Source organism: Glutamicibacter mishrai (assembly GCF_012221945.1).
Taxonomy (GTDB): Bacteria; Actinomycetota; Actinomycetes; order Actinomycetales; family Micrococcaceae; genus Glutamicibacter; species Glutamicibacter mishrai.
The window spans coordinates 3,292,913-3,313,459 of sequence record NZ_CP032549.1 but is presented as its reverse complement, the minus strand read 5'-3'; the positions used below and the strand labels follow the sequence as shown (position 1 = coordinate 3,313,459).

General features: G+C 55.0%; 16 protein-coding genes. 8 read left to right on the top strand and 8 right to left on the bottom strand.

Going from position 1 to position 20,547, the window contains the following annotated elements; genetic code table 11:
* Positions 1–229 precede the first annotated feature (229 nt).
* On the bottom strand, positions 230–1,411 hold the full coding sequence (gene ftsY / locus D3791_RS15425) for a signal recognition particle-docking protein FtsY (protein ID WP_172512727.1): 1,182 nt from the start codon (positions 1,409–1,411) through the stop codon (positions 230–232).
* Between the two features lie 173 nt (positions 1,412–1,584).
* Here ftsY and D3791_RS15420 point away from each other — a divergent pair, with 173 nt between their 5' ends.
* Positions 1,585–2,820, top strand: a complete 1,236-nt coding sequence (locus D3791_RS15420; RefSeq protein WP_172512726.1) for an MFS transporter — start codon at positions 1,585–1,587, stop codon at positions 2,818–2,820.
* Between the two features lie 173 nt (positions 2,821–2,993).
* Here the strand turns inward: D3791_RS15420 and D3791_RS15415 are convergent, their stop codons facing one another.
* Positions 2,994–4,490 carry a glycosyltransferase family 2 protein gene (locus D3791_RS15415; RefSeq protein ID WP_172512725.1) on the bottom strand — a complete coding sequence of 499 codons (1,497 nt, stop codon included), beginning with the start codon at positions 4,488–4,490 and terminating at the stop codon, positions 2,994–2,996.
* 469 nt (positions 4,491–4,959) lie between these two features.
* Positions 4,960–6,348, bottom strand: coding sequence for a glycosyltransferase (locus D3791_RS15410; RefSeq protein WP_172512724.1), 1,389 nt, complete (start codon positions 6,346–6,348; stop codon positions 4,960–4,962).
* 576 nt (positions 6,349–6,924) lie between these two features.
* On the opposite strand from D3791_RS15410, the gene D3791_RS15405 reads away from it, so the two are divergent.
* Positions 6,925–8,523 carry a tetratricopeptide repeat protein gene (locus D3791_RS15405; RefSeq protein WP_172512723.1) on the top strand — a complete coding sequence of 533 codons (1,599 nt, stop codon included), beginning with the start codon at positions 6,925–6,927 and terminating at the stop codon, positions 8,521–8,523.
* A 35-nt stretch (positions 8,524–8,558) separates the two neighbouring features.
* On the opposite strand, the gene smc is transcribed toward D3791_RS15405, so the two are convergent.
* Positions 8,559–12,131, bottom strand: coding sequence for a chromosome segregation protein SMC (gene smc, locus D3791_RS15400; protein WP_172512722.1), 3,573 nt, complete (start codon positions 12,129–12,131; stop codon positions 8,559–8,561).
* A 149-nt stretch (positions 12,132–12,280) separates the two neighbouring features.
* On the opposite strand from smc, the gene D3791_RS15395 reads away from it, so the two are divergent.
* The 4 genes from D3791_RS15395 to D3791_RS15380 all read left to right on the top strand — a co-directional run bounded on the left by D3791_RS15395 (position 12,281) and on the right by D3791_RS15380 (position 15,111).
* Entirely contained in the window at positions 12,281–13,096 is an 816-nt protein-coding gene (locus tag D3791_RS15395; protein ID WP_172512721.1) for a serine hydrolase domain-containing protein, read from the top strand.
* Positions 13,097–13,240: 144 nt separating this feature from the next.
* Entirely contained in the window at positions 13,241–14,107 is an 867-nt protein-coding gene (locus D3791_RS15390; RefSeq protein ID WP_172512720.1) for a sulfurtransferase, read from the top strand.
* A 216-nt stretch (positions 14,108–14,323) separates the two neighbouring features.
* Positions 14,324–14,659 carry an ArsR/SmtB family transcription factor gene (locus tag D3791_RS15385; RefSeq protein ID WP_172512719.1) on the top strand — a complete coding sequence of 112 codons (336 nt, stop codon included), beginning with the start codon at positions 14,324–14,326 and terminating at the stop codon, positions 14,657–14,659.
* 17 nt (positions 14,660–14,676) lie between these two features.
* Complete coding sequence (locus D3791_RS15380; RefSeq protein WP_246242167.1) at positions 14,677–15,111, top strand: SRPBCC family protein; 435 nt, start codon at positions 14,677–14,679, stop codon at positions 15,109–15,111.
* A gap of 51 nt (positions 15,112–15,162) precedes the next feature.
* Here the strand turns inward: D3791_RS15380 and mutM are convergent, their stop codons facing one another.
* From mutM to D3791_RS15360, 4 genes are read right to left on the bottom strand one after another with little or no spacing between them, the layout of a single operon-like run.
* Positions 15,163–16,089: a bifunctional DNA-formamidopyrimidine glycosylase/DNA-(apurinic or apyrimidinic site) lyase gene (gene mutM / locus D3791_RS15375; RefSeq protein WP_172512717.1), complete on the bottom strand. Its 927-nt coding sequence runs from the start codon at positions 16,087–16,089 to the stop codon at positions 15,163–15,165.
* An 11-nt stretch (positions 16,090–16,100) separates the two neighbouring features.
* Positions 16,101–16,778 (bottom strand): ribonuclease III, encoded by a 678-nt coding sequence (rnc, locus tag D3791_RS15370; protein WP_246242164.1) that lies wholly within the window; start codon positions 16,776–16,778, stop codon positions 16,101–16,103.
* 24 nt (positions 16,779–16,802) lie between these two features.
* Positions 16,803–17,006, bottom strand: a complete 204-nt coding sequence (gene rpmF / locus D3791_RS15365) for a 50S ribosomal protein L32 (RefSeq protein ID WP_013348816.1) — start codon at positions 17,004–17,006, stop codon at positions 16,803–16,805.
* Between the two features lie 30 nt (positions 17,007–17,036).
* Complete coding sequence (locus D3791_RS15360) at positions 17,037–17,573, bottom strand: YceD family protein (RefSeq protein WP_028268815.1); 537 nt, start codon at positions 17,571–17,573, stop codon at positions 17,037–17,039.
* Positions 17,574–17,963: 390 nt separating this feature from the next.
* On the opposite strand from D3791_RS15360, the gene D3791_RS15355 reads away from it, so the two are divergent.
* On the top strand, positions 17,964–19,199 hold the full coding sequence (locus D3791_RS15355) for a CDP-glycerol glycerophosphotransferase family protein (protein WP_172512715.1): 1,236 nt from the start codon (positions 17,964–17,966) through the stop codon (positions 19,197–19,199).
* A 131-nt stretch (positions 19,200–19,330) separates the two neighbouring features.
* On the top strand, positions 19,331–20,545 hold the full coding sequence (locus D3791_RS15350) for a CDP-glycerol glycerophosphotransferase family protein (protein ID WP_172512714.1): 1,215 nt from the start codon (positions 19,331–19,333) through the stop codon (positions 20,543–20,545).
* Positions 20,546–20,547 lie beyond the last annotated feature (2 nt).

Below are 20,547 nucleotides of genomic sequence, written 5' to 3'. Positions count from 1 at the left end.
TGCCTTGTCGCGCGCCGGACGATGGGCGCTGAGGAAACAAGTGCCACTAGTCGTTTTCAACTTTCTCAGTGCAGCTGCCGCGGCGACCCCTGTCCTGGAAGGATGGAAACCATAGGGAAATTTCCCGCGTCTTCGGTGAAGTGCAGGTGATTTCGTTACTAATAGGCAACCCCGGGCAGAACAAAGGCCCCGCCGAATGGCGGGGCCGAGGCTGCTGGGTGACGGCAGGTTAGCCTTCGAGCAACGCGTCCACAAAATCCTCCGGGTTGAACGGTGCCAGATCGTCCGGGCCTTCGCCCAAGCCAACCAGCTTCACTGGGACACCCAACTGACGCTGGATCGCCACCACGATGCCGCCCTTAGCGGTGCCATCCAGCTTGGTCAGCACAATGCCGGTAACATTGACGACCTCAGAGAACACCTTGGCCTGCTGCAGGCCGTTCTGTCCGGTAGTTGCGTCCAAAACGAGGAGCACCTCGTCAATGGTGGCCTTCTTTTCAACCACGCGCTTGATCTTGCCAAGTTCGTCCATCAGGCCGACCTTGTTCTGCAGTCGCCCTGCGGTATCGATCATGACGATGTCGACCTCTTGATCGATGCCAGCCGAAACCGCTTCGAATGCGACCGAGGCTGGATCAGCGCCGTCGATATCCGAGCGGACGGTAGGCACACCAACGCGGTCGCCCCAGGTTGCCAGTTGCTCGGCAGCAGCAGCGCGGAAAGTATCAGCCGCACCGAGCAAAACGTCCTTGTCTTCAGCAACAAGCACGCGAGCCATCTTGCCGATGGTGGTGGTCTTGCCAACACCATTAACACCTACGACCATGATGATGCTTGGACGGTCTGTATGCGGTTCCGGCAGGTAGCTGCGGTCCAGGCTTGGATCAACAAGCTTCAGCAGCTCCTCCCGGAGCATGGCCTTCACGCGTGCTGGATCCTTGCTGCCTTCGATCTTCACACGTTCGCGCAAGGCATCAACAAGTTCCATGGCTGGTTCGGTACCGAGGTCTGCCATCAGCAGATTCTCTTCGATTTCGTCCCAGACGTCCTCATCAATGGAGTCCTGGCTGAGCAGTGCCAGCAGGCCCTTGGAGAACATGTTATTCGATTTGGTCAGGCGAGCACGCAGACGTGCCAAACGGCCCTGGACCGGTTCAGGAACGTCGAGCTGCGGAGCTGCAGGGGAGACAGGTTCCTCGACTGCAATGGCAGTATCGGTGGCACCTGCGGTGTCGGAGGCGACATCGGTAGTGCCGTCCGCGCCCTGGCCGGCCGGCAGGTCGTCAGCATCGCGTTCAGAAGTATATGGAGTCTTGGGCTTGCGGCCCTTGGTGACAAAGGCGATGACGCCGATGCCCACCACGGCAACAACCGCGACAATGATGATGGTTAATATAAGCGAATCAGACACGTGTTAAATCGTCTCACACGAAGTTGGTTCTGGGGATCCAGCACCATTGGGCTTTCGGAAGAAATACACGTTGAATTCAACGATAGACTGCTAGGTGGGCCTGCCGGCCCGATCACCGTTGGAAGAAAGGCACGAGATCTGCCAAGTCTTGGCATGATCGATTTCTCAAAGACATGGCACTGAATCGAAACCGAGTTGCTCTGGCGCCAATCCCAGCCGAAATTCGTGTGCTCCTGGTCGCCGCATTCATCATCGCGCTCGGCTTCGGCCTCATTGCCCCGATTCTTCCGCAGTACGCAGTGAGCTTCCACGTGAGTAATGCGGCAGCCACGATCATCGTGAGCATCTTTGCATTCACTCGCCTTATTTTTGCTCCCGCAGCGGGTGCATTGGTTGGGAAACTCGGAGAACCCAGGATCTATGTGACGGGCGTGCTCCTGGTGGCAGTGTCCACCCTGCTTTGCGCTGTCGTGCAGAATTACACGCAACTGCTGATTGCTCGCGGGCTCGGCGGTTTCGGATCCACCATGTTCACCATCTCGGCGATGGCACTGATTTCACGCTTGGCGCCTGAAAAGTCGCGGGGTCGAATTTCAGGGCTTTATGCCGGTTCTTTTTTGCTCGGAAATGTTTTCGGACCGGTGCTCGGTTCCTTGCTCGCGCCCTTGGGAATTCGTGCTCCATTCGTCATCTATGGTTCGGCCCTGGTCATAGCGGCGGCTCTGGTCTACAGGGCATTAGGCCGCCGCAGAGAGCTAGATGAAGCGACGAGCACGCTAAAGCAGCACCAGGCTGCTATTCCGGTGGTTACGACCAAAGAAGCCCTGAGCTCCCCTACTTATCGCGCAGCCATGTTCTCCGGCTTCAGCTATGGCTGGCTTGCTCTGGGCGTGCGCAACAGTATGATCCCACTCTTTGCGCTCATGATTTTTGGCAACGACATGGCGGCCCAAGCTGCCGGGGTTTCGATGACCGCTTTCGCCATTGGCAATGGCTGCGCATTGATTTTCTCCGGTCGCCTGACAGATACCATCGGGCGCAAAATCCCGGTGATACTCGGCATGAGCCTATTGCTGGTTTCCATCGGATCCATGGGCTTTTCCACCACGCTCGTTGGCTTTATCGTCTTTTCAGTCCTGGCTGGTTTTGGCGGCGGCATGCTCGGTCCAGCGCAACAGGCGGCAGTTGCCGATGTTATTGGGTCTGGCCGCAATGGCGGAAAGGCACTTGCCGGATTCCAAATGTGCACGGACCTTGGTTCAATTATCGGCCCATTGCTGGCCGGTGCTGTAGCCGATGCCATTAGCTTCCAAATGGCCTTTAGCATCTCAGCGATCGTAGGTCTCGTAGGAGTTATCGCATGGTTGCTCGTGCCGAAGACCATCCGCCCGGTGCGCCTAGCTGAATAAAACCCACGCGAACGTCGAGTGCATGCAGCGCTCTCCCCTCTGCGACACTCATGAAGATGCGACTGCGGAAACAATGGCGGCCGCATCCCGTAGGATGATCGCTTCTTCCGTCCGAACCGAAGAATGGCTAAGGCTCGCATCGCGGTTTGGACGCAGCGGCTGACGCCTTCTGTTTACTGTGCTTTCCTTCGGTCGATGCTCAAGAATCCGTTCTCTGTGGCATAAACTCGCAAGCCGGCGTGCGCAGTGTCCTGGCAACCTTTCCCCATCTTGATTCGCTTCACAGAAGCATTCTGGTATTCAAGGAATAGGTTTCCGAGTCGCTTCACGTTTTGCAGGATGGCTCGGCGATCAAAAAACACCACAGTGCTTGATGTGCTACCGACGAAGGAGATGGTCCCGACCGTTATTTCTCCGGTTTCGCGATCTGTAATAAGCGCGCCGGTCGGACGAGGACCAGCATCCGGAACTTCAACGATAAGTTCCACCAAGTCCTGCTTCACGCTGATTTGGGTCACTTCCGGCGGCCGTTGAGCTTCTGCTTCGCGTTGCGCCATACGCTCTAATTCAGGCACGTTCTCTTCTAGGATGGCTGAAACTCGACGGGCCTCGGATTGAGCAAAAAACTCGTTAACGTCAGTGAGCCCGAAACGTTCAAGAAAGACCTTGTGGTGGGCCACCCACTCGCGCTGTTCCCGTTCAGGTAGCCGAAGGAACCGTTGTCCCATGTAGAACGTGAGTCCCTTGCGCCTGAACAGCCCAGCAATTCGCTTCTTGCTCGTTTCCTGGTCATCGTTGGCGTAATCCCATACCGTTTGCGCGATCTTGCTCAGTGAAGCAACGTAGCCCTTGGGCTCAATGTGACCGGTGCTGATATTTTGGCCGTCTGATCGCAGGCGAATTTCGTAGTAGTTGTAATCAGCCAAGATGCTGGTGCGTTTGGCGACGGAATAGCACTCGACCATCACCAGACCATCTTCGAGTCTCACTTTTTCTTCCACGAAACGAATTCCATGGATATCCAGCAGTGACTTTCGGATCATTTTTTGTGGCGACAGCGTGTGCAAAATGAAGTCATATGGAACGTCTTTGATCGTACGTTCAAATAACTTCACCGGCGAACGGCGCCCGTCAATACCCACCATTTTTGGAACGAGAACGTCCACATCATGTTCCTCAGCGAAGCTTGTCATTCGGCGCAACGCCTGTGGCCCAAGACGATCATCCCCATCAACGAAGAAAACATACTTTCCTCGCGCATGTTTCATTCCTACGTTGCGCGGTTTGCCAGGCCAGCCACTGTTCGCCTGATGGATAACGGTGAAATTTCGGTTTCGTTTGGCATAAATGTCCAAAATCTCGCCGCCGAAGTCGGTTGATCCATCATCAACCGCAATGACCTCGAATTTCCCTTTCGATAGGTCTTGGCCTTCGAGTGAGTTAAGCATCTCAGTTAGGTACGGCATCGAATTGTAGACAGGGATAATTACACTGACCAGAATGCCCTTCGAATCAGAGGAGATTGGCTGTACCTGAGATTCACGCTCTGCAACCGGCGTTGTAGTCGGCAGAGTTAATTTTCGAGTTTCAGATCCTACGGGCGTCGGAGTCAGAACTGCCTTAGAAACTTCGTGCTTTTGCGATCTAGAGCGTCGTTTAAACAGTGCCATTTGATTCCCGTTGATAGTGAAACCTTCTAGGCTTCAATGAATTTCAAACTTAATTATATTCCCAAGGAAACAACAACCTGCGCACCAACGGGAAGGTAAATGCGCTCTGATTAGTGTTGTTACAATTTGATAACACTTTCCCAGAGTTATTTAGGTGCTCAACTTAGGTGGTTAGATAAACACCTTGCTTCAGAGAGGCGCAGGTCGGCCTTGATTTGAGCTTCGGTTCTTCTCTTCGCGGCAACGCGACGGAATCCTTCCCGCCTTCGTTCCCGCGGTGATATTTCGGGAGGGAAAAGGGGTGTCATAACTGAAGGAATGCGTTTCTTCGGCTACAACGCGTGCGGTACTCAATCCAACCGATCTCCAGTGAGATTCGTCCCGCAGTCAATGGCCAAAGGTAAAGTGGCGCGAGAGGTATTCTCAGCGAAATTAGCTATCCGTCGCTGTTAAGCTCACGAACTGTCGGCTACCTTGCGTTTTTTGCCGCCTTGATCCAAAGATTGGTCAAGTCTTGCCGAGCGTAACGCTTGGCCGATGAGTGGGCCTGCTTGGAAAGCCGCTTGTATTCCTTCGGATTATCAATCAGTGACGCAACGTGCGACGACAATGCGTGAATATCGTTGGGTCCAACGAGCATCCCGTTAACACCGCTATCGATCACAGACGCTGGGCCATATCGAACGTCATACGAAATAGGCACACAGCCATGGAATTGCGCCTCCAAGAGAACCAACCCCTGGCCCTCCAGCTTGCTTGTGAATAACAAGATCCCACTATTTGCAAGTCGCCGCGGTACGTCATCTACGTGCCCTGCAAACTCAATACGGTCAGATAATCCGAGTTCCTTTGCCAAGGATTGCAACTCGTGCTGCTTTTGGCCCTTTCCAACGATTGCGAGCTTGCAGTCGACTCCCAATTCTTTTAATTCATGGACTGCGCGAATAGCATGATCTACTTGTTTTCTGCTGTCGAGGCTTCCCACTGAAATGATTTGCCTAGGGTCATTACGACGAGAGAATTTCTTGAGCGAGGAACTCTTGATGATGTTCGGGATAACTACAGACTTAGATTCGTGGCCAAAGCGCGCGTTGAAATCATCAGCCTGTTGCCGAGTGAGGAATACGAAAACATCCCAATTATCGGCGTTTGCTGCAATTTTTTGATGCTTTGGTACCACTGGACCCGTTTCCGGTTCAGCACCGGCCACAACATGTGACGAATGAAAGACAAACATTTTGGTTGTCTTCGGCGCACGCCATGGTCCCATCATTGAGGCTACAAAGCTGCTGTCGAATACAGCGATCGACTCTTCATATCCGACAATTTCAGTCAGCCAATGACGGTACAGCGATGAGGCAGATGAGAATTTCTTGAGGACCTCACCTGCCCCGTTGAATATCGCGATTTCTCGTTTTGATTCACCATCAGCCACGAATTTCGCATCAGACATGAACTTGGAGCCATCCGGTCGAGAATAGATGATCCTCGAAGAAGCGGAATCGTCCGTGTGCGCATACACATGCTTGAAGATCCCGGCATCATTAACCTGGGACTCTACTGGCTCCACAGACCATTTCATGCCTTCCGCCTTTACGGCCAGCTTCTTCACCGGCGGGTGCGAGACTCTGGAGGCATAGTCGGAATACAAGTTATGAACCTTCACACCAGAAGCAATTAGCCCGATTCCGCGCAATCGCTCAACCGTAGAATTGAGGTGTTGCGTATAAGCGAATGTTACAACATTCGACTTGCCATATTTCTTTGCGAAGCTACTAGCACGTTGCAAGCACGCAGTCGTCAATCCCCCGAATTTTTCGTCAATTATCCAAGTGATCATGAACGAACGGCGTGACATTCAGCCAACCAACCTCTGCTGCAGAAGAACTAATACAGAAATAGATTCCTATTCTTTTCATATCATAGATGATTGGCTCGCATTCAGAGCTGAGTAGTGGTGTTTATATCAGCATGAATTCAAGAAACACGCGTGAGACTGATTACAGTCATCTGCTATCACCGTGTCCTCTGGCAGTCCGACCGGCGAAATGAATGACAGAACTCGAATCCCCAGGACCGTGCCATCTGAAGTGGTGATCCGACAACAGCGCAGTAATCAATATTCGGCCCCGCCTTTGAGCTTTGCCCGATATGTGTTCTGCAGCGTAGTTTTCAGGGCTGCTCATTCAATCCGCATTGAACTCGAACACCGTAGTTGATGGAACCGCTGTGTCCCCTCCATCTGCCAACCGAACCTGCGGCCCATAGAAGGTTGCGCGCCCACCAAGGGTGGTTTGACCGCGATCGTCGATAACGGTTCCGGTGACTACTTGCCTTACGCTCACGGTGACGAAGCTGGCACACCAGCAAAATGAATCACGCCACCCGCCTTAATCTATTGAACGTTTTGCCAGCTAAAGGTTAGGGTTTACAGGTGCAAAAGAATGAGATTATCCATGAAGAACTTTTTGTCGGACGCGACCTAGCGCTCGACTATCATGATGGCGGTTTCCCCATATCAATAGTCACTTTTGAGGCGAGAAACAAATACATCAGCACTACTGAACCGAGCCCATTTGAAAACGGATACGGTCGAGGCATCTTTGCGCAACTAGGTTTAAATGAATTTTTGGTTAAGCGCAGTAGAAATCATTGGTACCAGACCGATGAAATCGAAAAAGTCATTGACATCATCAAGGAACGTGCGCAAGGCACTTCGATCGTCACCTATGGCGGAAGCATGGGTGGCATGGCTGCGATCAGCCTTGCATCCAAGCTCAACGCCAAGACCTTTATCGCGCTCTCCCCTCTCTATGACATCGAAGAAGGCGGAGAAGTTCAGGATGATCGCTGGGGTGATGAAGGAAAGATAATCGATTTCAAGCACAACTACATCCGCAATGGCGACTGCAAGGATTCCCAGGGCTACGTGTTCTACTGCCCTGACACCGTAGATGTCGAACACGCCCGTTGCATCAAACGCATGACCAATGCAACGGTCGTTCCGCTCGAATACGGCGGGCACCCCGTTTCATTCTTCTTGAACGACACCTATAAACTCAAGCGCCTAGTGAGCGAAATAGCGCACGGTGAATTTGATCTGAATAATTTCCATAACGTGGTTAAAACCAATACTGAATTAACTCATTATCCTCATGAAAAGAAGGCGTCAGAGTTATCCAGAATTGGAGATTATGATGATGCAATTATCAGCATGAGAACTGCGTCTTCCATGAACCCCAAAATAGCGCGACTTCCATTCCGTCTCGGTGAATTACTGCTAAAAGTCGGACGGCTGCAAGAAGCGGAAGGGGCATTCCTTCAGGCACTTGAGACCGACCGGACGATGGCCCGCGCGCATCTTCGCTTGAGCGTTATCCATGAACGGCAGCAGAAGATTCCGGACGCTATCCGAGCCACGAGACGAGCACTCAAGCTTGCTCCGTCCAAGCCTGAATTCCATCTCCGATTGGGAGACCTGTTGCGCCTGGCTAACCGCCTGCCTGAGGCGGAATCGTCGATTTCCAAAGCAATCCAATTAAAGCCAGAATCCTCGAATGCCCATGTCCGATTGAGCTACGTATACGCTGAGCTTGAGCGTTGGAATGACGCTATAGCCGCAATGAAGCAGGCCATTTCCCTCTCGCCCGATAAGCCGGAGTACCAGCTTCGGTTGGGAGAATGGCAGCTCATGGCCGGTGAATTACTCGACGCCGAAGAGTCCATGGCAAAAGCAATCGAAATGTCACCAGGTAATTCTCATTATTTGGTGCGCTTGAGCTACGTTTTTGCCGCTGGCAAAGACTATGCGCGGTCGGCGAGCGCCATGCAGAAGGCTTTAGCGATCAGTCCCGATCGCTCGGCTTATCATCTTCGTCATGGCGAATGCCTTATTAAGGCCGGAGAACTTGAAGCCGCGGAGACGTCCATGCGGCAGGCCGTCAGACTGGCTCCAGATGCACAGCGCCCAAAGGACCGGCTGCGTGCAGTACGGGCGGCCATTGGCAGACAGCGAAGCAAGGCTTCAGCGTAACCTCGCGGACGAAGCGATGACGGGCGGGCTGACGACTACTGGGAGCCAGCTCGTTCCATTTTCTGGCTGATCACCGTCGTCACACCGTCGCCGCGCATGGTGACGCCGTAGAGCGCGTCCGCGACTTCCATGGTTTTCTTCTGGTGAGTGATCACGATCAGCTGCGAGGACTCGCGAAGCTCTTCAAAAATGGTGATGAGGCGGCCCAAGTTCATATCGTCCAGGGCGGCTTCAACCTCATCCATGACGTAGAAAGGCGACGGCCGGGCCTTGAAGATCGCGACCAGCAGCGCCACTGCGGTCAACGAGCGTTCGCCGCCTGAGAGCAGGGAAAGGCGCTTGATCTTCTTGCCTGCGGGGCGCGCCTCCACCTCGATGCCGGTGGTGAGCATATGCTCGGGGTCGGTAAGCACCAGCTGGCCTTCACCGCCCGGGAACAGGCGATCGAAGATCCGCTTGAATTGAACTGCAGTGTCGTTATACGCCTCGGTGAAGACCCGTTCCACGTGCGCGTCCACGTCAGCAATGATCTGTTCCAGGTCGCCGCGGGACTTCTTCAGGTCCTCCAGCTGGCCGGAGAGGAATTTGTGCCGTTCTTCCAGGGCCGCGAATTCTTCCAAAGCCAGCGGGTTGACCTTGCCCAAGGCGGACAGGTCCCGTTCGGCCTTCTTGAGGCGCTTTTCCTGCTCCACCCGGTCGAAAGGCTTCGTTCCGAGAGGGTTGCCTTCTTCATCGACATTCTGGCGCAGGCTGCCCCACTTGTCGTCTTCATCGATGGCTTCGGGGATCAGCTGGTCAGGGCCGTAGTTGGCAATCAGGTGATCGGGGGTGAACCCCAACTCTTCCAATGCCTTGGTTTCCAAGTTCTCGATCCGCAGGCGCAACTCGGCACGCGCCATCTCATCGCGGTGTACTGCGTCAGCCAATCTGGCCAATTCGGCGGACAGCTGTTCTGCCTCGGTGCGCTGGTTGCTGAGCATCTGGTCGAGTTCTGCCTTCTTTGAGGCGAGCTCTTCGCGCTCTTGGCCTGCCATCGAAACCGAAACTTCGATGAAACGCAAGACGCGTTCGGCTGCTTGCTCTACCCTGCTGGCGTTGGCAGCCTGTGCTTTGCGCTGTTCAGCGCGACGGGCAGCAACTTCACGATGATTGCGTTCAGCAACTGCGGTGCGGCGAAGCCCTTCGATGCGAGAGCGCAAGCCGGAAACGCGCTCTTCGCTGCTGCGCAATGCGAGACGGGCTTCAAGTTCTTGCTGGCGGGCGGCCGCGGCTGCATCGGCCAGCGCGGCACGCGCTGCGTCGTCGATGGTCTCTTCTTCTTGATCCGTGGAGGCCATCTCCATGCGCTCGGTGATCTCTTCCAGGGATTCCTGTTCGATCTCCAGCTTCTCATTCGACGCTTCAAGGCGCTCGATGAGTTTGAGCTTGTCGGCTTGGGCACTGCGCAGCTTTTGACCCAAGCGGGCTAGATAGGAGCTGAGCTCGTCGATGGCTGCATCGGATTCGGTCAGCGCCGAGAGCGCATCGTCCCGTTGCTGCTGGGCGACTGAGAGTTGCGGGGAACGTTCGGCGATGCGTTCTTCAACCAGTGAGAGCTCCCTCTGGCACTCGTTGAGTTCCGTTTCTGTTTGTTCAACCATGGCCTGCTGGGCAATGAGCGAAGCGCCGGCTGCATCACCAACAGAGCTGCGCAAGTCTGAGAAGGTTGTCCCTTCCAGGGTAGTCACCTTGGCCGCTGGATATTCCGCGACGACCGCCTGGGCCTGGCTAAGCTCTTCAACCACGTAGTGTCCGGCGAATAGCTGGTCCAGCAGCGCAGAGATCTTGTCCTCGGAACCGACTACGTCGCGAGCGCTGATAGCGCTGTGAAGGCTTGGCGTTGATGGTTGATCTGCATTGCCGCTGGCGTGCAGGAAGACAGCGCTGGCTTCATCAGCCTGGAGCTGTTCAAGCAACCTCGCTGCCGAGGAGGCATCAAGAGCTACAAGCGCTTCCGCGTTATCCCGCAGGATCGCTGCCACTGCTTGTTCATAGCCTGGGTTGACGGTCATCAGCTCGCCGAGGCGTCCAAGCAACTCAGTCGAGGCAGACTGCAGCAGCTTCGAGGACTGGTCATCGGGCTTGGTATTCAGCTTCAGAGCTTCCAACCGGGAGCGCAGCCCGGAGACCCGCACCGAGAGTTCGCGTTCGCGTTGGACATCAGCCTGCTGGGCCTGGGCCAAGGTAGAGAATTCGTGATCCGCTATCTCGAAAGCTTCATTTAGATCGGTTTCCCCGGCAAGTTGGGTTTCCAAATCAGCGGAGACGTCGTCATGGGAACGCTGATCAAGTTCAAGATCAGAATCAAAGGATTGAACGCTCTCCTGCAAACGAACAATCTCGGCCCGGGTGACATCAACGCGGCTTCGTGCCGATGCCACCTGCGAAGCCAAACGGGAGATTCCTTCGCGCCGATCTGCGGCTGCACGGAGCATCGCGGCCATGCGCTGTTGTTCGGCCCGCGATTCTTCTTCGGCGTGCTCTTTGGCTTCTACCGCTTCGGCGAGAATTTCATGGCGGTCCTCGACGGCTTCTTCAAGCTCTTCAAGTTCTTCGCTCAGCCGTTCCGCTTGGGATTCAAGTCGTTCAGGATCCCTGCTGGAATCAAAATGGGTTTCATTGCTCTCGAGCAGTTTGCTGCGTTCCCGGGCCAACGCCGCCAGTGAACGGAACCGTTCTGCCTGGGTGCTCAACGCTACCCAGGTATCTTGCATTTGCCCCAGGCGCGGGGTCACACTTTCGATCTGGGCACTGAGTTCTGCGATATGCCTTTTGACTCGCTCAAGCCGGTCGGTGGCTTCCTGTTGTTGCGCCTGGACCTTTGATTCATCATCGATGTCTTGGGCCAGACGGTTGTTCATCGTCACCAGGTCATCGGCAAGAAGGCGTGACTTGGCGTCGCGGACGTCGTGCTGCACGGTCTGAGCGCGGCGGGCGATTTTTGCCTGCCTGCCCAGTGGCGCCAGCTGTCGTCGCACCTCAGAGTTGAGGTCTTCGAGGCGATCCAGGTTGCCCTGCATCGCCTGAAGTTTGCGCAGGGTCTTTTCTTTCCTGCGTCGATGCTTGAGTACGCCGGCTGCTTCTTCGATAAAGCCGCGGCGATCTTCAGCGGTGGCGTGAAGGATTCGATCCAGCTGGCCCTGGCCGACAATGACGTGCATTTCCCGCCCGAGGCCTGAATCCGAGAGCAGCTCTTGGATATCCAGCAATCGGCAGGAGTTGCCATTGATGGCATATTCCGAGCCACCGGCGCGGAACAGCGTGCGGGAAATGGTGACTTCTGCATAGTCGATGGGGAGTTGGCCATCAGCGTTATCGATAGTCAGTGAAACGTGGGCGCGGCCTAGTGGCGGTCGTCCGGAAGTACCGGCGAAGATCACGTCTTCCATCTTGCCGCCGCGAAGGGTTTTCGCGCCCTGCTCCCCCATGACCCAGGCCAGGGCATCTACGACGTTGGACTTTCCCGACCCGTTGGGTCCGACTACTGCGGTGACACCGGGTTCAAACTCAAAGGTTGTTGCCGACGCGAAAGACTTGAATCCGCGAACGGTAAGAGTCTTTAGATGCACGGCGTGAAGTTCCTAAGTTTGGGTCAGATCGCTATGGTTGGTTTGGGCAGTAACACTCAATCCTTCACGCAATTCTAGCGAAGCGTGCTTGGGTTTTTCTGATTCTGCTCGCAAATACCATCAAGAAATATCGAGGGATAGATCATTCCATGAGCATTCTGAGCCAGATTGACCAGTGGCCTTCCGAGAACGCAGTTTCCGTTTTTGTGGACAGCCGCGGTGACGTGGTTGATCAGCACGGCGATATGAACCGGGTTTATTCACTTGCGTCGGTGACCAAACTGCTCAGCGCCTACACCTTCCTGGTAGCTCTGGAAGAAGAAGCAATCACTCTGGAGGACGCGGCTGGGCCTGAAGGATCAACGGTTCACCATTTGCTGGCACATACCGCTGGCTATGACTTCGACTCCGAAACTATTCGCTTTGCCGTAGGCACCAAGCGCGGCTACTCGAATACCGGATTCGAGAAGCTAGCCGAGCACCTGGAGCAGCAGACCGGTATCAGCATGGCCGAATACGCTCACGAGGCGGTTTTCGCGCCCCTGGGAATGACCCAGACTGAAATTGCCGGAAGCTGCGCCAAAGACGGCCGGTCCACCGCCGATGACCTGGCGAAGTTCGCTGCCGAGTTGCTCAACCCAACCATCGTTGCGAAGCAAACTCTGGATGATGCCACCCGAGTCCATTTCGAGAATCTGGCCGGAATCCTGCCAGGCTACGGGCGACAGAATCCCAACGACTGGGGATTGGGCTTTGAAATTCGTTCCACCAAGAATCCACACTGGACCGGCGCTAGCCACCCAGAAAGCACCTTCGGGCATTTTGGCCAGTCGGGCACCTTCTTGTGGGTAGATCCTGAGCACCGCCTGGCGTGTGTCACCCTGACCGACAAGAATTTTGGCCAGTGGGCTGTTGACGCTTGGGCACCATTCAACGAGCAGGTTCTGGCGTCGCAGCTAGCCTGATTTTTCCCTGCGCCCAAGATTGCGAATCTTGGCGCCGGCACCCACGGCACCACATGCTGGACACAACTTGGCAAGCGGCAGCCAGCTGGCCAAATATTGGAATTACCAATTTTTCTTCAGTTGTATCTTCATTTGTGAGGGCGCATGGAACCGTTTGTCACCTGGCAATGGTGCGAAAGCCAAGTCGAGGACTTTGTACTCGTTGATAGCCGCTGGTTTTGGGACCGTTCTGGGTTTGCTGCCTATCGTCAGGGCCATGTTCCCGGTGCTGTTTTTGTCGATCTCGATACGGCGCTCACCGGGGAAATCACCGAGAACTCTGGCCGTGGCCCATTCCCCACGCCGGAGGATTTCGCCGCGGCCATGTCACGCGCCGGTATTGACGGCACTGTTCCGGTAGTGGCATACGACGATGCTGGCGGTGTCATTGCGGCACGGCTTGTTTGGATGTTACGGCTGCTCGAAGTGCCCGCGTCGGTAGTTTCAGGTGGTATCCAGGCATTCACCGGCAAGCTTGAAACCACAGTGCCTCAATCGCGCGAGGCCACGCTCCTTCCGCGCCCGTGGCCAGCTGGATCCCTGCTATCTACTGAGGAACTGGCTGCAGATGAGTCGTCTCTGATTGTTGATGCCAGGCCGGCGAATAGATTCCGCGGCGAAGAGCCCGAGGTCGATAGAAACTTGGGCAAGGTGCCGGAAGCTGATCCTCGCCGTGGACACATCCCTGGTGCAATGAATGTCCCCTGCCGGCAGCATCTTCAAGCGGATTCAACGATGGCGCCACCTGAAGTGGTTCGCGAGACTTTTGCCGCCGCGGGCGTTCTGCAAGCCGCAGATGTAGTCAGCTACTGCGGTGCGGGCGTTACTGCTTGCCACAATCTCTTGTCCATGGAATACGCAGGGCTCAGACGTGGCAAGCTCTATCCCGGGAGCTGGAGCGCTTGGAGCCGCACTGCGGCGCTACCGATTGAGACAGGATCAACTGCGAAGCGGCCTTCCCCAAACCTCTAAGACCTAAGCCGTGCCGAGGCGCAGACTCTGCGCGTCCTCAAGCCGTCCACGGCAGCGCGCCAATGTTGCTACAGGAAAAAGAGTCCCGCAGTCATGATCTCGGATGCTCATGATTGACGCGTAGGAGATTTCCTACATATACTCAAAGCGTCTTTGCTTTGCTGGCGAACACCTGCGGCACTGCAGTGATCTTGAATCAGCAGATAGGAACGTCAAATGCCACGACGCACTAAATCCAGTCCCCTGGATGAAGTCTTTGCGGCGCTCGCTAATCCGACTCGACGCGATATTCTCGACGCACTCCTGAAGCAGGAACTCAGCGCCGGAGACCTCGCAGCCAAGTTCGATATGGCCCGCGCCAGCGTCTCGGAACACTTGCGTGCCCTGCGCGAGACCGGGCTGATAGAGGAACGCCAAGACGGGCGGTTCCGGTACTACTCAATGAGCGCCGATCCGTTGGCGACGCTCTTCGATTGGCTCTCCCCCTACGAACGCTTCTGGCGCGAACGCTTTAATGCCCTCAACGATGTCCTGGACAGAATGGAAGACTGATGACCGAGCAAGAAGACTTGACCCGCATCGAGGTTGAACAGTTTTTCCCGCATCCGCCGGCCAAATTATGGAAGGCGCTGACCACTCCGGAAATCATGGAGCAATGTCTGATGCCCAACAACTTCGAACCACGCGTCTGGCACAAGTTCAACTTCCAAACCCAGCCCATCGAACAGACCAACTTTTCTGGTCTGATCGATTGCGCGGTGCTGGAGCTTGAACCCGAAAAGCTATTGACGATCAGCTGGGCCGATGCGGACAGCTCCAATGCCATGGCGACCACGGTGTCCTGGACCTTTCAGCCGGAGGGGAACGGCACTCGTCTGTTCCTCGTCCACGCCGGCTTTGATCTGGATGATCCACACCAGGCCATGGCACGCAACATCATGAATGGCGGATGGCGCCGCCATGTTCTGCGTCGCTTCGGCGAATTGCTCGACGAGCTCTCCTAGAAAAAGCAGCTGCCAACCCGCATGAGGCGGGTGGGCAGCTGCTTGCAAAATCTAACGGGAAGTTCGTGGCCTCGGCTGGCACACCGGGCATGAGTACGACGAACGCCCCATAAATGGGTCTCGGCGAATCAGAGTTACCTTGCCGTCCTGCGCACATCGTAGGCATTCTTTGCCCTCGCGCCCATAGGCGTTCAGTGAGCGGGCAAAGTAGCCACTGGCGCCATTGACGTTTACGTACAGCGAGTCGAAACTCGTTCCCCCGGCCGCCAGTGCGCGAGTCATGACATCGATCAGGGCGTCGTTGAGACGTTGCACTTCCGGGCGTCGGATCGTTGCAGTTTTCCGGTGTCCCGAAAGCTTTGCCTGCCATAGTGCTTCGTCAGCGTAGATATTGCCGACTCCAGAAATAACGCCTTGATCCAAGATGGCGCGCTTGAGGTCGGTGCTTCGCTTCCGCAAGGCCAGATACAGGTCTTCTGCGGTGCGGTGCGGATCAAGGACATCTCTGGCAATATGCGCCGCGGCCTGTGGGATGGCTGACTCGCTAGAGCCCTGGCCAGCAGGCAGTCCGTCGGGACTCGGAACCAGCGGGGATAGGAACATCCCGCCGAAAATCCGTTGATCAACGAACCTGAGCTCACCTGGATAATCCAGGCGTTCAGTCAGAGAGATCCTGACCTTGAGATGTTTTTCGTCTGGTGCTTCTGGTTGCTCCACGAGCAGCTGACCGCTCATACCTAGGTGCGCCATGAGGACCGCTGGAATTTCCAACCCATCAAGCCCGAGCCAGAGGAATTTCCCGCGGCGTACGACGGAGGAAACGGTGCAGCCGGTCAGGGATTGTTCGAAGTCCAGCGCACCGTCGAGGTGGCGTCTGACTGAACGAGGGTCCAGCACTTGAACAGATTCGATTGTTCGAGTGCGCACCCATTTGTCCAAGCCCCGACGGACTACTTCCACTTCTGGCAGTTCAGGCATCTGCGTGGTGCTTAGCTCTTGGGGATCTGCTCGCCAGGATTAAGCTGCAGCCACGTCTGGTGGGCTGCTTCCTGCTCGGCTTCTTTTTTCGACGGTCCATGGCCTTCGCCGTAACCGCCATCGCCAATGTGCAGCACGGCCACGTAAGTGCGCGCATGGTCAGGGCCGGATCCGCTGACCTGATAACGAAGTTCGCCTAATTTGCGAGAGGCAACGACTTCCTGGATAACTGTCTTCCAGTCGGTAGTGGCGCCGAGCAGGCGAGGATCTTCCAGCAGCGGAGTGACGAAGCGAAGCACAAAAGCTCGCGCCGCGTCCATTCCCTGAACCAGATAGGTTGCCCCGAGGATGGATTCCATGGTGTCAGCCAGAATAGATGACTTGTTGGCGCCGTTGGACTGGGCCTCGCCGCGCCCAAGGAGAAGGTGTTCTCCGACCTCCAGGTCGCGAGCGATCATGGCCAATGCACGGGTACTGACAATGGCAGCACGGCGTTTGGCAAGGTCGCCTTCAGGCAGATCCGGGAATTTTGCGTATAGGTATTCTGCAACGCAGAAGCCAAGGATTGAGTCGCCTAGGAATTCAAGGCGCTCGTTCGTTGGTATGCCGCCGTTCTCGTATGAATACGAGCGGTGGGTGAATGCAAGACGAAACGTCTCGGAATCGATATCGATTCCGAGACGCTTCATTAGTTCTTCTTTAGAAGACATGTCTTAGACGTCAGCGACCTTGCGACCCTTGTACTCAAGGAACAGTTCGGTACCGGCCGAGTCGGTGACAACCTTAGCCTGGTGAGGCAGGCTGTAAGTTACGCGACCGTTTTCAACGGTCTTCACCAGGTTCGGCGCGGTGGCCTTCCACTGAGAACGGCGGGCACGAGTATTCGCACGGGACATCTTCCGCTTTGGAACAGCCACGACTACTTCTCTTCTCTCTAGTCTAACGTTTTAGTTTTTGTCACTATCTTCAGTGACATTGTCGGACAGCTGCGCTAGCGCCGCCCAACGTGGATCAAGTACCTCATGGTGATGCTCGGGTTCATCGTTGAGGTTGATTCCGCATTCATTGCAGAGCCCCAAGCAATCTTCCTTGCAAACCGGCTGGAACGGCAGGGCGGTAACCACTGCGCTCCGCAATACCGGATCGATGTCAATCAAGTCACCGACTACCCAATACTGATCCACATCATCATCGTCTTCGAATTCTTCGCTCTCCTCATAGTAGAAGAGTTCCTGAATATCAGCCTCGTAGTCGTACTCGATAGGATCCAGGCATCGTCCACATTCCCCAGCAATTTGCGCTGTAGCGGTACCCGATACCAAAATTCCTTCATGCACGGCTTCAAGGCGAAGATCTAATTCAAGCTCAGATCCTCCACGAATACCGATGAGTGCATTTCCCACATCTGCGGGTGCCGGAACCTGCTCGTTAAGAGTCTCCATTGAGCCCGGCGAACGGCCGAGATCCCTGGTTGAAAAAACCAGAGGCGAGTTGCGATCGAGTGCGCCATGTGACGATCGATCAGAACGCTTATCGCTAATGATGACTCCTACTAAAACATAGTCCGACATTTCATCTTAGCTTGCCGCCACCCAAGTTCCCAAACTGAAACCAGCCAAAGAACCCAGATGTTGGTGTTGCACTCACCACAGCATATCCCAGCTGCCCTCTCTGTTACGACCGAGGAACCTCAGGGCCAGTGCGGCTTTTACAGGAAATCCGCGTGGCCACCGCATCCAATCTGAGTGAATTTAGGTCACAAGCTCAAAATTAGCTTAGTACATAGGCATTTCAAGGCATGTCAACAGCGGTTCGCTAGGACTTAACCTTATGCTTGTGATACCAGCCAGTTACTAGCAGCAAAAGGATCTGACATGAAGGTGTTCAATACCTTGAACAGGGCAGCAAATTTCGCTGCCCAGCGCCTTGCTGCTAGGAGGCAGCGGCAATTCATCACGCGTAACGCCACGGAGCTTTTTCACGTCCCTTCAGGCGATGATCGCTACAAAGTTGCACTGTATTTCGCTGATGACATGACCAACGCATACCAAATTCGTCAGTGGTACGAGCCAATGAAGCAACTGGCAGAATTCGTTCCGGTCGTAGTGATTACTCGCCGCCCTGACACTGCGCTGGCCTTGCGTGAAGAGTGCCCGTTGCCCGTGCACTACGCAGAAACCATTGAAGATGTTGAGAAACTAGTCGATTCGCAGGATTTGCGCCTGGTCTTCTACGTCAATCAAAACATCCACAATTTCCAGATGATGCGTTTCAACGCGCCGGACCATGTTTTCATCTGCCACGGCGAGAGCGAAAAAGCCTATATGTGGTCCAACCAGCTCAAAGCCTACGACTACGTTTTTTCAGCCGGCCAAGCAGCACGCGATCGCTTAGCCAAGAACCTGCACAACTACGACGTCGATGCGCGAACTCGGCTCATCGGGCGGCCACAGATAGATGTTTCATATTCTGCGCCCGCTTCATTGAACTCTTCCCTGCCTACGGTGCTCTATGCGCCAACGTGGGAAGGCGATCGTCCGTCGATGAAATACGGGTCAGCCAGCTCCCACGGAGAAATCCTCATAGACACCCTGATCAAGGATGGCGGATTCAATATAATTTTCCGCCCGCATCCGCGCTCCGGGAAAGCTTCTGCGTCTTACGCACAGAGCGTTGAAAAGATCCGCCACAATCTGGCAGCAGCTCAAGCATCGTCTGATGCAACGTTACTTTTTGACGACAGCGAGCAGTGGGGATGGCAATGGGCTGAATCAGACCTTTGCGTTACCGACATTTCTGCCGTTGCATACGACTTCTTGGCAACGGGCAAGCCGATGTTTGTCACCAAACCTGTTTCGGCCGAGGCCCTGGTCACCGGTTCACCGGCTTTGGCCAAGGTGCCTTCGCTCACTGCCGAAGATCTGGAGAATGCACCGTCGCTTCTTCGCAACGCACTGACCGAAGAGGATTCTGGTTTCCGCGAAGTCGTAGACTATTACTTTGGCGACGTCACTGCCGGCGCCAGCATGCATCGATTCCTCACCGAATCACTGAAGCTGGTTGTGGGCGAGGTGCAAGTCAGGCGTTTGCCATTAAAGAAAGCTGCCTAGGGCCCGGCACACACCGACGTTTGGTAGCGCTGAAGTCCTTGCACCTGCCCCTATCCAACGCATCATTCGCCAAAAAGGTTCCGGCAATTGGTGCTTGGTTATGCGTCAAATTACGTGGTGAAGGATTCTCTATGCGAGCAACACGAGCCTTGAACAAGGTCGTCAAGAAGATGCAAGCAAGTCTTGCAACTCGTCGACACTTGAGGTTCATTCGTAAGCATGCCGCGGATCTGCGCAACTACCCCATCGGCGCCGGACGGTACAAGGTTGCGGTTCACTTTCCCGATGAAGTTATCAACGCTTATCAAATCAGGCAGTGGTACGACCCTCTGCTAGCCCTATCTGAGTTCGTTCCGGTAGCGATCGTGGTGCGAACCCCGGAGACGGCGATCCTTCTGCGCAATGAGTGCCCCTTTCCAATTCACTATGCTCCCGCCATCGAAGATGTTGAGCGATTCGTGCACTCGCAGGACCTGCGCGTTGTATTTTATGTGAACCAGAATATTAGGAACTTCCAATTCTTACGCTTCAATACGCCCAAGCACGTATTCATCTGCCACGGTGAGAGCGAAAAAGCCTACATGTGGTCAAACCAGCTCAAGGCCTACGACTATGTGTTCTCGGCCGGCCAAGCAGCAAAAGACCGGTTGGAACAACACTTACGAAACTTCGACGCCTCAGCCCGTTGCCGCTTGATTGGCCGACCACAGATCGACGTGCACTATCCGCTGCCTGTCGCAGTTAATGATAAGTTGCCGACGGTCCTCTACGCTCCGACGTGGGAAGGCGATAGGCCTTCAATGAGCTATGGATCTGTGCAATCGCATGGGGAGCGTTTAATCGAAGCCCTGATAAGGGACGGAGGATTTAACATTATTTTCCGGCCGCATCCGCGCTCGGGACAAAATAAGAAATCCTATCTCCAAGCCATTGGCCGAATCAGAGACCAGCTGCGTACCCACAACGAATCTGCAGAGGCCCAGTACATCTGCGATGAGTCGACTCATTGGGGATGGCAATGGTCGGTTGCTGACATTTGCGTTACCGACATATCCGCCGTTGCCTACGACTTCCTGGCAACCGGAAAACCGCTATTCGTCACGAAACCGGAGTCAGAAAAAGCAACACTGAATGACTCGCCCGCGTTGGAAAAAGTGCCAGCCTTGCAGGCATCGAGCGCAGCTGACTTCGCAAAGATTGCCCGAGAAGCTCTTGATGAAACCAACGAGCAGCTAAGCGATCTAGTCAGCTACTACTTTGGAGACATCTCCAAGGGCGCCAGCATGAAACGGTTCATCAATGAAACGCTATCTCTGGTCCACGAGAACCGCGTAGCTGAGCACTGATA

Bases quoted from the DNA above. Each gene is read 5' to 3' on its own strand.
- mutM (WP_172512717.1), bottom strand. From the start codon at position 16,089: ATGCCTGAACTGCCAGAAGTGGAAGTAGTCCGTCGGGGCTTGGACAAA.
- D3791_RS15410 (WP_172512724.1), bottom strand. From the start codon at position 6,348: ATGTCACGCCGTTCGTTCATGATCACTTGGATAATTGACGAAAAATTC.
- D3791_RS15385 (WP_172512719.1), top strand. From the start codon at position 14,324: ATGCCACGACGCACTAAATCCAGTCCCCTGGATGAAGTCTTTGCGGCG.
- rnc (WP_246242164.1), bottom strand. From the start codon at position 16,778: ATGAAGCGTCTCGGAATCGATATCGATTCCGAGACGTTTCGTCTTGCA.
- D3791_RS15420 (WP_172512726.1), top strand. From the start codon at position 1,585: ATGGCACTGAATCGAAACCGAGTTGCTCTGGCGCCAATCCCAGCCGAA.
- D3791_RS15350 (WP_172512714.1), top strand. From the start codon at position 19,331: ATGCGAGCAACACGAGCCTTGAACAAGGTCGTCAAGAAGATGCAAGCA.
- D3791_RS15355 (WP_172512715.1), top strand. From the start codon at position 17,964: ATGAAGGTGTTCAATACCTTGAACAGGGCAGCAAATTTCGCTGCCCAG.
- D3791_RS15395 (WP_172512721.1), top strand. From the start codon at position 12,281: ATGAGCATTCTGAGCCAGATTGACCAGTGGCCTTCCGAGAACGCAGTT.
- D3791_RS15415 (WP_172512725.1), bottom strand. From the start codon at position 4,490: ATGGCACTGTTTAAACGACGCTCTAGATCGCAAAAGCACGAAGTTTCT.
- D3791_RS15390 (WP_172512720.1), top strand. From the start codon at position 13,241: ATGGAACCGTTTGTCACCTGGCAATGGTGCGAAAGCCAAGTCGAGGAC.